Source organism: Streptomyces sp. NPDC005820 (genome assembly GCF_040630255.1).
Classification (GTDB): domain Bacteria; phylum Actinomycetota; class Actinomycetes; order Streptomycetales; family Streptomycetaceae; genus Streptomyces.
In genome coordinates this window covers 99,288-114,571 of record NZ_JBEXXE010000021.1, presented here as the reverse complement: position 1 = coordinate 114,571, position 15,284 = coordinate 99,288, and the positions used below count along the sequence as shown (strand labels likewise).

The window sequence follows — 15,284 nt, the reverse complement described above, 5'->3', positions numbered from 1 at the left end:
CCGTACGGGACGTACGGAAACAGAGGAACGGGGAGGTGCGACCGATGACTGTCACCGGCACCGGGGCCGCTCGACGCGGCCAGACGATCGTCCACCTCACCCCCGCGGTCTCCGGCTGACCAACCGACCTCTTCGCGCGCCCGTGCGCGCCGCCGGGGCCGCCCTGTGAAGGGTTTCCCTTGCCTCTTTCCCTTTCCTCCGACGCTGCGTCTTTCTCCGACGCTGCGTCTTCCTGCGACGCTGCGTCCGCTTCATCCGCCTCGGCGCACCCTCTCGCCGCCCTCGGCTGGGACGAGGGCTGGGCGGACGCGTTCGCGCCCCACGCCGAGCGCGGGCTGCTGCCCGGCCGCGTCGTCCGGGTCGACCGCGGCCTGTGCGACGTCGTCACGGCGGACGGCACGGTCCGTGCCGACACCGAGTTCGTCGTCCCCCACGACCCCATGAAGGTCGTCTGCACCGGCGACTGGGTCGCCCTCGACCCCGAGGGCGCCGATCCGCGGTACGTGCGCACCCTGCTGCCCCGCCGTACCGCCTTCGTCCGCTCCACCTCCTCCAAGCGGTCCGAGGGACAGATCCTCGCCGCCAACGTCGACCACGCCGTAGTGGCGATCTCCCTGGCCGTCGACCTCGACCTCGGCCGCATCGAACGGTTCCTGGCGCTGGCCTGGGAGTCCGGCGCCCAACCCGTCGTCGTGCTCACCAAGGCCGACCTGGTGCCCGACCCGGTCGTGCTGGCGCATCTCGTCCAGGACGTGGAGACCAGTGCCCCCGGGGTGCCGGTGCTGCCCGTCCGCGCCCGCGACGGCGAGGGCGTCGAGGAGCTCGCCGCACTCCTCGGGCGGGGCACGGCCGTGCTGCTCGGGGCGTCCGGCGCCGGCAAGTCCACCCTCGCGAACGCGCTCGCCGGCGCCGATGTGATGGCCGTCCAGGCCACCCGTGACCTCGACGGCAAGGGCCGGCACACCACGACCACCCGCAATCTGCTGCCCCTGCCCGGCGGCGGCGTGCTCATCGACACGCCCGGACTGCGGGGGGTCGGCCTGTGGGACGCCGGCGGCGGCGTCGGACAGGTCTTCGCGGAGATCGAGGAACTCGCCCGCGGCTGCCGGTTCCACGACTGCGCGCACGACGCGGAACCGGGATGCGCGGTGCGCGCCGCCGTCGACGACGGGGAGCTCGCCCCGCGCCGCCTGGACAGCTACCGCAAGCTCGTCCGGGAGAACCAGTGGATCATCGCCAAGTCCGACGCCCGGGTCCGCGCGGACGTCCGCCAGGACTGGAAGCGCAAGAAGGCGGAGGGCCGCGCGGCCGGGGACGCCAAGCGGGGCCGCGGCCCCTGGCAGCCCGCGCCGCCCCGGTGATCCGGCGCCCGGTGCCCCGTACCCGCCCGGCAGCGCCGTGTCCGATTTCCGCTGGCATCCGCCCTGTCCCGAACGAAGACTGGAGGGCATGACAGGCCAGGACACCACGTACGACACCCGGTACGAGGCGGTGCGCAGCCGGGACGCGCGGTTCGACGGGGAGTTCTTCTTCGCCGTCGAGACGACCGGCATCTACTGCCGGCCCAGCTGCCCCGCCGTCACCCCGAAGCGGCACAATGTGCGCTTCTTCACGACGGCCGCCGCCGCGCAGGGCTCCGGTTTCCGGGCCTGCCGGCGGTGCCGGCCGGACGCCGTGCCGGGCTCCGCCGACTGGAACGTGCGCGCCGACGTCGTGGGCCGGGCGATGCGGCTGATCGGCGACGGGGTCGTGGACCGGGAGGGCGTCGCCGGGCTCGCCGTACGGCTCGGCTACAGCGCCCGCCAGGTGCAGCGGCAGCTCACCGCCGAGGTCGGCGCGGGCCCCGTCGCCCTCGCCCGCGCCCAGCGCGCGCACACCGCGCGCACGCTGCTCCAGACCACCGCTCTGCCGGTCACGGAGATCGCCTTCGCGTCCGGGTTCGCGAGCGTGCGCCAGTTCAACGACACGATCCGCGCCGTGTACGCGGCGACCCCGACCGAGCTGCGGGCCGCCGCCGGCACCGCGCGCCGTACCGGCACCCCCGCCGCCGGGATCCCGCTGCGGCTCGCCCACCGGGGCCCGTACCGGGCGGGCCCGGTCTTCGATCTGCTGGAACGGGAGGCCGTGGCCGGGGTGGAGGAGGTCGGCGGACCGGCCGGCCGGCGGACGTACCGCCGTACGCTCCGCCTCCCGCACGGCACCGGGATCGTCGCCGTCGACGAGCGGCCGGGCCACCCGGGCCGGGCGAGCGCCCTCCACCCCGGCGGCTGGCTGGACGCCCGGCTGCACCTCACCGACCCGCGCGACCTCACCACCGCCGTCCAGCGGCTGCGCCGGCTGTTCGACCTCGACGCCGACCCGTACGCCGTCGACGAGCGCCTCGGCGCCGACCCCCGGCTCGCCCCGCTGGTCGCCGCCCGGCCCGGGCTGCGCGCCCCCGGCGCCGCCGACCCCGAGGAGTACGCCGTACGGGCCCTGGTCGGCCGTACGACGGCCGAACGGCTGGTCCGCGCCCACGGCAAGGCCCTCGACGCGCCCTGCGGCACCCTCACCCACCTCTTCCCGGAACCGGCCGCCCTGGCGGAGGCCGTCGGACCGCTCGCCGTCGCCCTCGCCGACGGCCGGGTAGGCCTCGACGCGGGCGCCGACCGGGACGACGCCGAGGCCGCCCTGCTCGCCGTACCCGGGCTGGACGCCCGTACCGTGGCGACGATCAGGGCCCGCGCCCTCGGCGACCCCGATGTCGCGCCGCCCGGCGCCGACGTCCCCGACACCTGGCGTCCCTGGCGGACGTACGCCCATCACCACCTGCGCGCAGCGGAGGAGACCCCATGACGACCGGCATCGCGCCCGTGTACTGGACCAGCGTCGGCGGCCCGCTCGGCCCCCTGCTGCTGACCGCCGACCCCGACGGCGCCCTGACCTCGCTCTCCGTCGAGGGGCAGAAGGGCGGACGGACCGTCCGGGACGGCTGGCGGCACGACCCCGGCCCGTTCCGCGCCGCCGAGGAGCAGCTCGCCGCCTACTTCGCCGGAGAGCTGAAGGAGTTCCGGCTGGAGCTGCGCGCCGAGGGCTCCGAGTTCCGTGAGCGCGTGTGGGCCGCCCTCGACACCGTCCCCTACGGGGCGACCACGACGTACGGGGAGATCGCCGCCCGGATCGGGGCCTCCCGTATGGCCGTGCGGGCCGTCGGCGGGGCGATCGGCGCGAACCCCCTGCTGATCCTGCGCCCCTGCCACCGGGTGATCGGCACGGACGGCTCCCTCACGGGGTACGCGGGCGGCCTGGAGCGCAAGATCCGACTGCTGGAACTGGAAGGTGCCCGGCTCTGAAAAAACAGGGCCCGGCTCCGCCCCGGACGGCCCCCCGACGGCCGTCCAGGGGGTGCCCGGGCGCCTGCCGGGGCACGGCGCAGGAGCCGTCCGTCGCCCGGCTCGCGCGCCCGTCACGCGGCGGCCCGCGCCCGCTCCCCATACCGTCTGAGCTGGCCTTTCGTGCCCTCAACCCCTATGTTCCCCCTGTCGGCAACAAGACCCGGGGGAAGGAAACCGATGGACCGTCACATCCGCACGGTGGACGATGTGCTGAAGCTTCTGGACGGCCTGTTCGCGCCCGAGGCCGACCGGTGGACGGCCGACGGGGCCTCCTGGTGGGACGGCTTCTACACCGACCGCTCCCGCCCGGTGCCGTTCTTCGCCGCGAAGCCGGACGAGACCCTCGTCTCGTACCTCGACCGCGGGCTGATCGCCCCGGGCCGCGCCCTCGACCTGGGCTGCGGGCCGGGCCGCAACGCCCTGCACCTCGCCGCCCGGGGCTTCGAGGTCGACGCCGTCGACCTCTCCCCGACGGCCGTCGCCTGGGCCGAGGAGCGGGCCCGGGCGGCGGGGGCCGACATCCGGTTCCACTGCGGCGACGCCTTCGCCCCCGGCGCCACCGTCCTCGACGGCCCGTACGACCTCGTCCACGACTCCGGCTGCTTCCACCACCTGCCCCCGCACCGCCGCGTCAGTCATCTCGCCCTCCTCGACCGCGTCCTGGCCCCCGGCGGGCACCTCTCCCTCACCTGCTTCGCCGCCGGGCGGATGGGCTCGGAACTCCCCGACGAGGCCTTCTACCACCGCTCCCGTCTGGAGGGCGGCCTCGCCTACACCCCCGAGTCCCTGCGCGGGATCTTCCGCGACCTGACCGAGGTCGAGCAGCGGGGCATGCGCGAGCAGGGGCCCGGGTCGCCCCTCTTCGGCGAGTCCTTCCTCTGGACGGCACTGTTCCGGCGTGACGGGTAGGCGTCACCGGTGTCACCCCCACAGCACCGCCCCCAGCCACGCCCCCGTGATCAGCAGGCAGGTGAACAGTTCGGCGAGCACGCTGGAGCCGCCCGAGCGCATGGCCGTGCGCAGGGCGGCGCGGGCCTCGCCGGCCCGGCCCAGGCGGAGCCGTTCACAGAGGTAGACGCCGCCCATGAAACCGGGGATCGCGCCCAGCACGGGCAGCAGGAAGAACCCGAGCAACGCGCCGACCCCGGCGTACACCGCCATCCGGGGGGTCGCGCCGCTCTCCCGCAGCCGGCGCGGCGGCAGCGCCCAGCGCACCACCTGGCTCAGGAACAGCGCGACGGTGGCGCCCACGAGCACCCACCAGGCGACCGGCTGCGGATCCTTCAGCGCCCACCACAGGACCGCGGACCACACCAGCCACGAGCCCGGCACCCCCGGCACCAGCACCCCGCACAGGCCGAGCAGGATCACCAGACCGACCAGCAGGAGTTCCCACGCTCCCATCTGCCCAGAGTGCCGGAATCGCGGGGAACCCGCAGGTCAAGAGGTACGGCCCAGGAGTCACCGGCCGCGGGTCACCCAGCCGCGCTCATGGGCGACCCAGCCCAGCTGCAGCCGGGTCGACACCCCCGTCAGCTCCATCAGCCCCTTCACCCGGCGCTGTACGGTCCGCAGGCCCAGATCGAGCTGCTTGGCCACGCTCGCGTCCGTCAGCCCCGCCAGCAGCAGGGAGAGGATCTCCAGGTCGGTGGCGTCGGGGCCGGCCGGGGCCTGTTCGACCACGCCGTTCGCGGCGAGCCGTAGCGGCAGGGCGTTCTGCCACACCGACTCGAACAGACCCGCGAGGAGTTCGAGGAGTCCGCCGGCGTGCACCACCAGCGCGGCGGGCTCCGCCGAGCGGCCGGTGAGGGGGACCAGCGCGAGCGAGCGGTCGGCCACGACCAGTTTCGTCGGCACCCGGTCCACCACCCGCACCTGCTCCTCGCGGCCGAGTGCGGCGGTCAGCTCCGTCATGCCGTTCGGCTGGCGGAGGACCTCCCGCTCCAGGACGACGCGGTAGCGCACGCCGCGTGCGGCCGCGCGCTCCTCGGCGTCGTTCTCCACCCCGGTCACGGCCACCGGGGTGCCGGTGACCAGGGCGCACACCTCGTCGCTCGCGCCCAGCTGGAGCTGCAGGAAGCGCTGCGACACCGCCGCCGCGCCCGTCACCACCTCGACCAGGTCGTGCACGGACGGCTCGGCGGCCCCCGCGCGGTACTCCTCGGCGAGCAGCGCGGCCGCCAGCTCCGCCCGCTCCAGCTCGTGCCGGTGCCGGGTGAGCAGCGCACCCAGCGCGACACCGGGCGGCGCGGCGACCCAGCGGCCGGGGCGGCCCGAGGACTGCGCCGCGAGTCCGTGGCGCTCCAGCCGGCGCAGGGCGCGCTCGGTGTCGTACTCGCCGAGGGCCAGCCGGCGCGCCAGATCGGGGACGTCGGCGGCGCCCACCGACACCAGTGCCCGGTACGCAGACTCGTGCGTCTCGTCGAGCCCAATCGCTCCCAGCATCAGGTGCGCTCCCTCCTCACTCGTCCGGGGGGTGGCGGGAAGCGGTCACGGCGTAAACCCGCCGCCGCGCATCGTCGCCGTGCCGCAGGTCACTCTGCCAAGGTGTGGCCACGGCGGGAAGACATTGATCATCCACAGCGCAGGTCAAGGTGCGCGGTGCACACTTCGGCACCGAGAACCAGCGAGAACGTGGTGGTCCGGGCTCATGAGGCGCAGGGGCGCACAGGGGATCTGAGCCGGGGCCATCCGCAAGGTCGCCGGGCGGTTCTCCCGTGGGGGGTGGGACCGCCCGGCGATCGTCGTCTCCGGGTGCCCGTACGGACATTCGACGGTGACGCATTTTCCGGATGCCCCGTTTTCATCCGGCCCGTGCGGTGGACAATTGGGGGCATGAGCCAGCAGGGGGGAAGGCCCACCGGTCCCGAGGACGACTGGTGGGGGCAGCTGTACGACGACTTCACCGCGGACACGGGCCCCGCGCCCACCGCCGACTCCCTGGACGACCGCTTCGCCTCGGCGGCGGGAGCGGTGCGCTCCGGGGGGCCGACGGACACGGTCCCCGCGCAGCGCACGGACGGGGACCGGGCGGTGGCGGACGCCCAGACCGACTGGTGGCTGGCCCCGGACGCGGCCACGGCCCCCACCTCGTCCGGCCCCCCACTCCCGCCGCCCCGCCCCGAAACCGACCCACCCCCGCCCCCGCGCCCCGCACCACGATCCGGCGGATCCGTGCCGCCCCGGTCCGGCGAAGTCGTGCCACCGCCGTCTGCCGGGTCCGTGCCACCGCTGTCTGCCGGGTCCGTGCCGCTGCCGTCCGGTGGATCCGCGGCGCCGCTGTCCGGCGGACCCGAGCCCGGTCCCGTCACGGACGCCGCGCCGACGTCCACCCCGGACGCCACGCCGAATACCCGTCCCACACCGCCCCCGCCGGACACACCTCCCGTCCCCACGACCCTCCCGTCCGGCCTGCCTCGCGGCTTCACTCCCCCCGCACCCGCCGACCGCCCCACGCCTGCCACCCCGTCGGCCGGTACGCCAGGCGCCCCTCCCGTCCGCCCGCCCGTACCGCCACAAGTTCCCGTGCCACCGCAGGCGCCGCCACCGCAGATGACGCCACCCGCGCCGCCACCCGTCCCCCCGTCCGCGCCCCTGCCCGTCGGCACCCCCACCCCCTCCCTCACCCCCACCACCTCCACCAGCGGTCTCGCCGCCGCCCCCCTCGGCTCCGCCCCGCCGGACGGGGACCGGACGCCCACCGCCCTCGATGTGCCCCTGCCGGGTGACGAGCAGAAGGTGTACGTCGGGTCGCGGCCGCCCACCTACGATGCCGAGCCCACCGCGCTGCCCACCGCCGATCCGGATGCGCTGGACGATCTGGTGGCCGACACCGTGCTGGAGGGGGCCTTCTACGGCAGCTGTGCGCTGCGGGCCGTGTCGGTGCGCGGGGACTCCGCGCGGTACCGGGGCGAGCCGCGCCGGGACTCGCTGCTCGTCGCCCGGTTCGGCACCGGCGAGCACGCGCTGGTGCTGGTCGCGATGGCGACCGGCGCGCGGGCCACGCCGGGCGCGCACCGGGCGGCCGCCGAGGCCTGCCGGTGGATCGGCCGGGCCGTGGGCCGCAGCCATGTCCGGCTGGCGCAGGACATAAGAGCCGCCCGGCGCGGCGACCTGAAGTCCGGCCTGCACCGCCTCACCGACCGCAGCCTCGGCCGGCTCCGGGCCGGCGCCGCCGAACAGGGCCTGGAGCCCGACGAGTACACGGCCACCCTGCGCTGTCTGCTGCTGCCCGCCGACCCCGAGTGCCGTACCCGGGTCTTCTTCGGCGTCGGCGACGGCGGCCTGTTCCGGCTGCGCGGCGGCGAGTGGCAGGACCTGGAGCCGAGAGTCGGCGAGGTCGCCGGGGAGCCCGTCGTCGGGTTCGGCGCGCTGCCCGCGGAGACGCCCGAGGGCGACCGGCTCACCATGGACCTCGGCATCCCGACCCCGCCGAGCCCCTACGACCCGCCCCCCGAGCCGCCCCGCGACCCCTTCCGCTTCCGGGCCTCCGTAGCCCGACCGGGTGACACCCTGCTGATGTGCACGAGCGGCCTCGCCGACCCCCTGCGCGGCGAGCCCGCACTCCCCGCCCACCTCACGGAACGCTGGTCGGACCGGCCCCCGCCCGGCCTCGCCGCGTTCCTCGCCGACACCCAGGTCCGGGTCAAGGGCTACGCGGACGACCGTACGGCGGCGGCCGTCTGGGAGGCGTGAGCGCGGCGGCGCCGCCACTGTGGAGGGAGGTACCCGAGGTCCGAGAAGGGGTGCGTCCGGCCATGGCCAAGCAGAACGTCGCCGAGCAGTTCGTGGACATCCTCGCCCGCGCCGGGGTCAGACGCCTGTACGGGGTGGTCGGGGACAGCCTCAACCCGGTGGTGGACGCGGTGCGCCGCAACTCCGCCGTCGACTGGGTCCAGGTGCGCCACGAGGAGACCGCCGCCTTCGCCGCGGGGGCCGAGGCGCAGATCACCGGCCGGCTGGCGGCCTGCGCGGGCTCCTGCGGCCCCGGCAACCTGCATCTCGTCAACGGCCTCTACGACGCCCACCGCTCGATGGCCCCGGTCCTCGCCCTCGCCTCGCACATCCCCTCCGCCGAGATCGGCCTCGGCTACTTCCAGGAGACCCACCCCGACCAGCTGTTCCGCGAGTGCAGCCACTACAGCGAACTGATCTCCAGCCCGAAACAGATGCCCCGGCTGCTGCACACCGCCATCCAGAACGCGGTCGGCCGCGGCGGGGTCAGCGTGGTCGCCCTGCCCGGGGACGTCGCCTCCGAGCCCGCCCCCGAGAAGGCCGCCGCGACCGCCCTCGTCACCAGCCGGCCCACGGTCCGCCCGGGCGACGCCGAGATCGACGCCCTGGTCCGGATGATCGACGAGGCCGGCCGGGTCACCCTGTTCTGCGGCAGCGGCACGGCCGGCGCGCACGCCGAGGTCATGGAACTCGCCGGAAAGATCAAGTCCCCGGTGGGACACGCCCTGCGCGGCAAGGAGTTCATCCAGTACGACAATGAGTTCGACGTCGGGATGAGCGGTCTCCTCGGCTACGGCGCCGCCTACGAGGCGACCCACGAGTGCGAGCTGCTGATCCTCCTCGGCACCGACTTCCCGTACAACGCCTTCCTCCCCGACGACGTCCGGATCGCCCAGGTCGACGTCCGCCCCGAGCACCTCGGCCGCCGCTCCCGGCTGGACCTCGCCGTGTGGGGCGACGTACGGGAGACGCTGCGCTGTCTGATCCCGCGCCTGCGGCCCAAGGACGACCGGCGCTTCCTCGACCGCATGCTCAGGAAGCACGCGGATGCCCTGGAGGGGGTGGTCAAGGCGTACACCCGGAAGGTGGAGAAGCACGTTCCGCTGCATCCCGAGTACGTCGCCTCCGTCCTCGACGAACTCGCCGACGACGACGCCGTGTTCACCGTCGACACCGGTATGTGCAATGTGTGGGCCGCCCGCTATCTCACCCCCAACGGCCGCCGCCGGGTGATCGGTTCCTTCTCCCACGGCTCGATGGCGAACGCGCTGCCCATGGCGATCGGCGCCCAGTTCACCGACCGCCGCCGACAGGTCGTCTCGATGTCCGGCGACGGCGGATTCACCATGCTGATGGGCGACTTCCTGACCCTCGTGCAGTACGACCTCCCGGTGAAGGTCGTGCTGTTCAACAACTCCTCGCTGAGCATGGTCGAGCTGGAGATGCTGGTCGCCGGACTCCCTTCGTACGGCACCACCAACAAGAACCCCGACTTCGCCGAGGTCGCCCGCGCCTGCGGCGCCCACGGCGTCCGCGTGGAGAAGCCCAAACAGCTCGCCGGTGCCCTCCGGGACGCCTTCCGGCACAAGGGGCCGGCCCTCGTCGACGTCGTCACCGACCCCAACGCGCTGTCCATCCCGCCGAGGATCAGCGCCGAGATGGTGACGGGGTTCGCGCTGTCCGCCTCCAAGATCGTCCTGGACGGCGGGGTCGGCCGGATGCTCCAGATGGCCCGCTCCAACCTCCGCAACCTGCCCCGCCCTTGAGACGCCCTCCCACGGTCAGGGCCGGTACGGCACCGGGAGGACCAGTCGAGTTCGAGGTACCGGTCACAGGCGCAGGACCGGGTGCGGGCCATGACCAGCAGCACCTGCGGGTTTTCGGCGGACACCCGGCAGGGGAGCCGGACCGCGAAGGAGCGCCTGCCGAGCGCGCCGCCGCAGCCCTGGTCCATCGCGCACACCGTCCCCGGCACGGGCGCGGCGCGGCCGGCGACGCGCACGCGCAGCGCCGTCAGTACGACGGCCGTGGAGCTGCGGCCCTGCACCGCGATCTCCACGTCGGTCTCCACGTCGGTCTCCCGCCCGTGCACGGCGTGCGGAGGCGATGTATTCCGGCCAACTTCGGCGGGGGAGGGCACGCGAGGCCGTGGGGGGACGGTCCGCAGGCCGCGCGGGCGTACGCCCTTCGGAGGTACGCCCATGCCGTCGTACCGCGTCCCCACCGCACGCAAACCGGGTCCGTACGGTAGCGAAACCGGCCTCGTCCCCGGTGATCCGGCCGGACCGCGCACCGGGGGGCGCGGTCCGGCCGTCCGCTTGTGCGCCCCCTCGAACATGGCCGAACACCCGGGCGTGGACGATTCGACATGACTGGCGCCGTGCCGACCGGGCATGGATCCCCGTGAACGTGTTCGAGCAGGAGGGGAACCGACATCGGCACGCGGGCGGGGGTCATGAAGAGGCAGGCACGGGGCAGCGGTCGGACGGCGATCGCCGGCACCTCGGCGGCAGAGCGGGACACGGAGATCGCGGAGGGGGACGACACCGTAGACACGCAGCTCAATCGCAGACTCGGGCGGGCGGACCTGAGGGCGGTGCCCGAGGCGCGCCGAGCGCTGCGCGAGCTGCTGCAGGGCTGGGGGAAGCCGGGCCGCTCGGAGACGGCGGAACTGCTGACCAGCGAGCTCGTGACCAACGCACTGGTGCACACCGACGACGAGGCGGTCCTGACGGCCACCGTGTCACCGGCCGGCCTGCGGGTGGAGGTGCGGGACTCCGTGCCGGGCCGCCCCCGGCCGTCCGTGCCGAACGCCGACGACGGCACGCACGGCCGGGGCCTGGTCCTGGTGCAGTCCCTCGCGGACTCCTGGGGGGTCCGGGCGCAGGGCGCCGGGAAGGTCGTCTGGTTCGAACTGGCCGCCGGGGCGGCCTGAGAGCCCGAGACCCGCACAGGGCACGGGACAAGACCCGGACAGGCCACGGGAAGGGGGCGCGACCGTGGTGGTCGCGCCCCCTTCCCGTGGTGTCACCGGCCGGCCGTCAGCCGGACCGGGAGGTCAGCCGAACTGCTGCTCCAGGTCCTTGAGCTTGCGCTCCAGGGAGTCCAGGCGCGGCAGGGCCATGGTGTCGTCCTCCGCCGTGAGGTCGACGGAGTACCCCTCGGAGGACTGGCGCACGGGCTGCAGCGAGGGCCGCTGGCGGACGGGCAGCTGCTCCGGCGCGCCGGCTATGCCACTCTCCGCGGAGACCCGTTCGGCCGAGGCCGCGGCGGTCGCGGGCTCCAGGGCCGCGGCCTGACCGGGCTCGAGCTGACGGCCACCGCCGCCACCGCCGCCACCGCGACCGGGCCAGCGGCCGTGACCGCGGCTGATCGCCTTCAGCTGGGCCCGCTCCAGGCGCTGCTCCTCGCGGCGGCGCAGCTTGGTCTCCTCCTTGCGGATCTTGTCGTCCCGGACCTCCTCGACGGCCTCGTCCAGGCTGCGCACGTTCTCGAGGAGCATGAGCGACCAGGCCTTGTAGGTCTCACGGGGGGCCCGCAGCCAGCGCACCACACGGATCTGCGGCAGCGGACGGGGCACCAGGCCCTGCTCGCGCAGCGCGGCGCGGCGGGTCTGCTTCAGCGCCCGGTCGAACAGCACGGCCGCCGAGAGGGACATGCCGGCGAAGAAGTGCGGGGCGCCCGCGTGGCCCAGACCGCGGGGCGCGTGGACCCAGTTGAACCAGGCGGCGGCGCCGGCGAACGTCCACACGAGTATCCGGGAGCCGAGCGCCGCGTCACCGTGGGAGGCCTCGCGGACCGCGAGGACGGAGCAGAACATCGCCGCGCCGTCCAGGCCGAACGGCACCAGGTACTCCCAGCCGCCGGACAGCCCGAGGTTCTGCTCGCCGAAGCCGACCAGGCCGTGGAACGAGAGCGCGGCGGCGACGGCCGCACAGCAGAACAGAAGGACGTAGGAGGCGGTGCCGTATATGGCCTCCTTGCGCCTGCGGCGCTCCTCGCTGCGCTCCCACGAGTCGTCGGTCTTGGCGTGCTCCCCGGACCGCTTGCTCCGCGCGAGCACCGCCACCGCCGCCAGCATGCCCAGGAGCAGTACGGCGCCCGGAAGCAGCCAGTTCAGCGATATGTCGGTCAGTCTCATCTGGGGTCCCTTGCATTGGGATAGGGCGTAACGCCCGCCATAGTGGCCCAATCCCGCCGTCCCTCAGGGGGTTTCGGGGCAAGAGGCCGCCAAGGAGGTGCAAGGGGATGCCCAGGGCGACGTTCTAGCTCGAACTGCCGCTTGAGGGGCGGGAGTTGAGTTCGAACAAGACTACCCGTACGGGTGGTTCCACGGAAAGTTCCCGTGGCAGGTGAGGAAATTGTGAATCAGCTGTAACCGTAAGAGAGTCTCGTCCGGGTGATCTTACGTCAACCCCCTGGCGGCCGTTCCCCCGGGGGTGCCTGAGGATGCCTCAGCCCGCGGCGGCCGCGGTGAGCCTGCCGATCCGGTCCGCGTCGCAGGTGCGCGGGCAGGTGGCGCAGGTGTCCTCGGGGCGCACGGTGTAGAACATGCAGCAGCTCGCCCGGTCCCGGGTGGGCAGCGACTCGCCGTCCGGACCGGTCAGTTCACGGAACGCGGCCGAGCCGACGTACGGCTTCGTGGCGCCCGGCAGCAGCAGCTCCAGCTCGTGCCGCGCCCGCTGCTGCTCGCCGTCGCCGAACAGATGGGCGACGTACCACAGGCCCTCGACGATCTCGTCCGTCACCATGCCCCACAGCGCACGCCCGCGCCGCCGGGTCCGCGGCCCGAACCCGGCGAGCACCGGCTCGTGGTGCTCGGCCACCGCCGCCCGCACCTCGGCCCGCAGCGCCTCCTCGTCCGGCACCACCCGCGCGCCGGGCAGGACCGCCGCCGGGTCCCCCGGCAGACAGGCGAACGAGGACGGCGGGCGTACGGCCATCCGCATGCCGTCGCCGGTGCGGTCGTACGAGACGTGCGTCACGGGGTGGCGCGGCACCCGGCGGTGCAGGAACCAGGGCACGGTGATCAGCAGACAGGCCGGCCAGGCGTACCGGTGCAGCCCGAAGCTCGCCGTCACGTCCGGGCGGGCCCGCTGCCCGTAGTCCCGTACGACCTGGGCGTCGTCCCAGGCCAGGAAGGCGTCCAGGGCGGCGCCGCCCGCGGCGAGGTCCGCCGCGGCGACCCAGCCGCCGCCCCGGGGCGCCGGTGCGCCGGGGCCCAGCTCGGTGACGGTCAGGCCCGGGTAGGCCTCGGTGAGGCGGGCGTAGGACTCCGCTGTGACCGACGGGGCTGAGGGCATGCCGGGGACCACCGTTCCAGGATGGGGGAAGGGCAAAAGCAAGGGCTTTTGAAGGTAAGCCTAACCTTACCCATCCTCTTCGGGATTTGAACTGACGGCCAGTACGCCTAAGGTGCTTGACGGGCGAGTAACAACCCGCCGTAATGACCCCAAGTACCGACACGTCCGCCAGGAGGACCCGTGAAGCAGGGCACGCAGGGCTCCGCCGGGACGGGGATCGGGCAGGACGACCCGGCCCGGGCCCGGGTGCCGGCCCAGCAGCGGGCGGCCTCCTCCCAGGAACTGGACGGGGAGCGGTGCGGGCCGCGGGGCGCCGCGCGCGGGGAGCACACGCACAGCGAGCCGCCGATCCCGCACCCCCGGCCGGTCGTCCAGCGGGCCTCCGTCCGCGGGCAGATCCTGGACGCGCTGCGCACCGCGCTGGTCTCCGGGGAACTCCGGCCGGGCGAGGTGTACTCGGCGCCGGTCCTCGGCGAGCGCTTCGGCGTCTCGGCGACCCCGGTGCGCGAGGCGATGCAGCAGCTCGCGATGGAGGGCGCCGTCGAGGTCGTGCCCAACCGGGGGTTCCGGGTCGTCGAGCGCGGCGCGCGGGAACTCGCCGAACTGGCCGAAGTGCGGGCGCTGATCGAGGTGCCGGTGATGCAGCGGCTGGCCCGCACGGTGCCGGCCGAGCGCTGGGCGGAGCTGCGGCCCCTCGCCGACGCGACGGTCCGCGCGGCGAACTCCGGCTGCCGGGTGACGTACGCCGAGGCGGACCGCGTCTTCCACCGGGCGCTGCTCGCCCTCGCGGGCAACGAACAGCTGGTCGCCATCGCCGAGGATCTCCACCGCCGGGCCCAGTGGCCCCTGGTCGGCGCTCCCGCCCCGCGCGGCCGCGCCGATCTTCTCGCCGACGCGGCGGAACATCTCGCGCTGCTGGACGCGTTGTGCGCCGGGGAGCCGGAGGCCGTCCAGGTGCTGGTACGTAACCATTTCGCGGGCGTCGGCTGAGGGGACCGTCCGCTTGGGCCGTGGGTCGCTGCCGGTTCGTTGTGGCCGGTCGCGCCCACGCGGCGGAGCCGCACATTGACACAGCCTCGCGCCCCTTCGGGCGCCCTCGAGGCCGGGGGTTACGCCGTCGCCGCCGGTGGTGGTGCCAGCTGGGTCGCCAGCCAGGTCGGTACGCCGCCCAGCAGGCGGAACAGGCGGCGGGCCTCCTCCCTGAGGTGGGAGGCCTCCGGCTCGGGCTCGGTGTCCGCGAGGGAGACGAGGGCCGGCGCGGTCCCCACCAGGTACCCCAACTCCTCCCGGATCCGCAGCGATTCGGCGAAGCCGTGCCGCGCCTCCGCCAGCTCCCCGTCCCGCAGGGCCAGTCCGGCCAGATGCCGCCAGGTGAACGACAGCAGCAGCTCGTCGGAGTGGGCGGCCGCCGCCGTGTGGGCGCGCCGGTACGCGGCCCGCGCGGCCTGCGGGGACCGTGAGATGTTCTCCGCGAGCAGCCCGCGCCGGAAGTCCAGCAGCGCCCGCCCCACCGCGTCCGGCGGGATCAGCGCCGCCGCCCGGCCCAGCGCGGCCCGCGCCTCGTCCACCCGGTCGCGCACCGCGTGCAGGGTGGCGGCGTAGGCGAGATAGCCCCGCTCGCAGGCGGCAGCGCCCCGCTCCTCGTCATCGTGCGCCAGCGCCTCCGCCGTGCGCAGCGCGTCCTCGGCGTCCTGCCAGCCCTGTTCGGTGTACAGGCACCGCTCGACGAGCAGCGCGGCCCGCTGGATCGCGCCCGGCGCGGTGTCCGCCGGCAGCAGGGCCGCGGCGTCGACCCAGCAGGCGCGCGAGCGCAGCCGCCACACGGCGATCTGGACAGGATCGTCATCTGCGGTCGTTCCGGTACCAGACATGG

Annotated in this window: 13 protein-coding genes and 1 pseudogene; 8 read left to right on the top strand and 6 right to left on the bottom strand. The window is 74.6% G+C overall.

Going from position 1 to position 15,284, the window contains the following annotated elements; all coding sequences use genetic code 11:
- The first annotated feature begins 179 nt into the window (after positions 1 to 179).
- From rsgA to ABZ464_RS25840, 4 genes are all read left to right on the top strand, one after another.
- Positions 180 to 1,361: a ribosome small subunit-dependent GTPase A gene (rsgA, locus tag ABZ464_RS25855; RefSeq protein WP_359280176.1), complete on the top strand. Its 1,182-nt coding sequence runs from the start codon at positions 180 to 182 to the stop codon at positions 1,359 to 1,361.
- An 88-nt stretch (positions 1,362 to 1,449) separates the two neighbouring features.
- Positions 1,450 to 2,835, top strand: a complete 1,386-nt coding sequence (locus tag ABZ464_RS25850; protein WP_359280174.1) for an AlkA N-terminal domain-containing protein — start codon at positions 1,450 to 1,452, stop codon at positions 2,833 to 2,835.
- Complete coding sequence (locus tag ABZ464_RS25845) at positions 2,832 to 3,332, top strand: methylated-DNA--[protein]-cysteine S-methyltransferase (protein WP_359280172.1); 501 nt, start codon at positions 2,832 to 2,834, stop codon at positions 3,330 to 3,332. Before ABZ464_RS25850 ends, ABZ464_RS25845 begins: the two co-directional genes overlap by 4 nt.
- 219 nt (positions 3,333 to 3,551) lie before the next feature.
- Positions 3,552 to 4,283, top strand: coding sequence for a class I SAM-dependent methyltransferase (locus ABZ464_RS25840; protein ID WP_359280170.1), 732 nt, complete (start codon positions 3,552 to 3,554; stop codon positions 4,281 to 4,283).
- A 12-nt stretch (positions 4,284 to 4,295) separates the two neighbouring features.
- Here the strand turns inward: ABZ464_RS25840 and ABZ464_RS25835 are convergent, their stop codons facing one another.
- Positions 4,296 to 4,778 (bottom strand): DUF456 domain-containing protein, encoded by a 483-nt coding sequence (locus ABZ464_RS25835; protein WP_359280168.1) that lies wholly within the window; start codon positions 4,776 to 4,778, stop codon positions 4,296 to 4,298.
- A gap of 57 nt (positions 4,779 to 4,835) precedes the next feature.
- Positions 4,836 to 5,819 (bottom strand): helix-turn-helix domain-containing protein, encoded by a 984-nt coding sequence (locus ABZ464_RS25830; RefSeq protein WP_359280166.1) that lies wholly within the window; start codon positions 5,817 to 5,819, stop codon positions 4,836 to 4,838.
- A 390-nt stretch (positions 5,820 to 6,209) separates the two neighbouring features.
- On the opposite strand from ABZ464_RS25830, the gene ABZ464_RS25825 reads away from it, so the two are divergent.
- Both ABZ464_RS25825 and ABZ464_RS25820 read left to right on the top strand, forming a co-directional pair.
- A complete protein-coding gene (locus ABZ464_RS25825; RefSeq protein WP_359280164.1) occupies positions 6,210 to 8,069 on the top strand; it encodes a protein phosphatase 2C domain-containing protein in 1,860 nt (619 codons plus the stop codon).
- Positions 8,070 to 8,131: 62 nt separating this feature from the next.
- Positions 8,132 to 9,874 (top strand): pyruvate dehydrogenase, encoded by a 1,743-nt coding sequence (locus ABZ464_RS25820; RefSeq protein WP_359280162.1) that lies wholly within the window; start codon positions 8,132 to 8,134, stop codon positions 9,872 to 9,874.
- 20 nt (positions 9,875 to 9,894) lie between these two features.
- Here the strand turns inward: ABZ464_RS25820 and ABZ464_RS25815 are convergent.
- Positions 9,895 to 10,203 (bottom strand): annotated as a pseudogene (locus ABZ464_RS25815) (hypothetical protein); the annotation flags it as partial.
- Positions 10,204 to 10,563: 360 nt separating this feature from the next.
- On the opposite strand from ABZ464_RS25815, the gene ABZ464_RS25810 reads away from it, so the two are divergent.
- Positions 10,564 to 11,043, top strand: a complete 480-nt coding sequence (locus ABZ464_RS25810) for an ATP-binding protein (RefSeq protein ID WP_359280160.1) — start codon at positions 10,564 to 10,566, stop codon at positions 11,041 to 11,043.
- A gap of 123 nt (positions 11,044 to 11,166) precedes the next feature.
- Here ABZ464_RS25810 and ABZ464_RS25805 read toward each other — a convergent pair whose 3' ends face one another.
- Together ABZ464_RS25805 and ABZ464_RS25800 are read right to left on the bottom strand one after the other, a co-directional pair.
- On the bottom strand, positions 11,167 to 12,249 hold the full coding sequence (locus ABZ464_RS25805; RefSeq protein WP_359280159.1) for a DUF2637 domain-containing protein: 1,083 nt from the start codon (positions 12,247 to 12,249) through the stop codon (positions 11,167 to 11,169).
- Between the two features lie 313 nt (positions 12,250 to 12,562).
- Complete coding sequence (locus ABZ464_RS25800; RefSeq protein ID WP_359280158.1) at positions 12,563 to 13,411, bottom strand: (2Fe-2S)-binding protein; 849 nt, start codon at positions 13,409 to 13,411, stop codon at positions 12,563 to 12,565.
- 180 nt (positions 13,412 to 13,591) lie between these two features.
- Here ABZ464_RS25800 and ABZ464_RS25795 point away from each other — a divergent pair, with 180 nt between their 5' ends.
- Positions 13,592 to 14,401 carry a GntR family transcriptional regulator gene (locus tag ABZ464_RS25795; protein ID WP_359280157.1) on the top strand — a complete coding sequence of 270 codons (810 nt, stop codon included), beginning with the start codon at positions 13,592 to 13,594 and terminating at the stop codon, positions 14,399 to 14,401.
- Positions 14,402 to 14,520: 119 nt separating this feature from the next.
- On the opposite strand, the gene ABZ464_RS25790 is transcribed toward ABZ464_RS25795, so the two are convergent.
- A complete protein-coding gene (locus tag ABZ464_RS25790) occupies positions 14,521 to 15,282 on the bottom strand; it encodes a hypothetical protein (protein ID WP_359280155.1) in 762 nt (253 codons plus the stop codon).
- Positions 15,283 to 15,284: the final 2 nt, after the last annotated feature.

Coding starts and splice junctions, on each gene's coding strand:
- ABZ464_RS25850 (WP_359280174.1), top strand. CDS start 1,450: ATGACAGGCCAGGACACCACGTACGACACCCGGTACGAGGCGGTGCGC.
- ABZ464_RS25845 (WP_359280172.1), top strand. CDS start 2,832: ATGACGACCGGCATCGCGCCCGTGTACTGGACCAGCGTCGGCGGCCCG.
- ABZ464_RS25840 (WP_359280170.1), top strand. CDS start 3,552: ATGGACCGTCACATCCGCACGGTGGACGATGTGCTGAAGCTTCTGGAC.
- ABZ464_RS25835 (WP_359280168.1), bottom strand. CDS start 4,778: ATGGGAGCGTGGGAACTCCTGCTGGTCGGTCTGGTGATCCTGCTCGGC.
- ABZ464_RS25830 (WP_359280166.1), bottom strand. CDS start 5,819: ATGCTGGGAGCGATTGGGCTCGACGAGACGCACGAGTCTGCGTACCGG.
- ABZ464_RS25825 (WP_359280164.1), top strand. CDS start 6,210: ATGAGCCAGCAGGGGGGAAGGCCCACCGGTCCCGAGGACGACTGGTGG.
- ABZ464_RS25820 (WP_359280162.1), top strand. CDS start 8,132: ATGGCCAAGCAGAACGTCGCCGAGCAGTTCGTGGACATCCTCGCCCGC.
- ABZ464_RS25810 (WP_359280160.1), top strand. CDS start 10,564: ATGAAGAGGCAGGCACGGGGCAGCGGTCGGACGGCGATCGCCGGCACC.
- ABZ464_RS25805 (WP_359280159.1), bottom strand. CDS start 12,249: ATGAGACTGACCGACATATCGCTGAACTGGCTGCTTCCGGGCGCCGTA.
- ABZ464_RS25800 (WP_359280158.1), bottom strand. CDS start 13,411: ATGCCCTCAGCCCCGTCGGTCACAGCGGAGTCCTACGCCCGCCTCACC.
- ABZ464_RS25790 (WP_359280155.1), bottom strand. CDS start 15,282: ATGTCTGGTACCGGAACGACCGCAGATGACGATCCTGTCCAGATCGCC.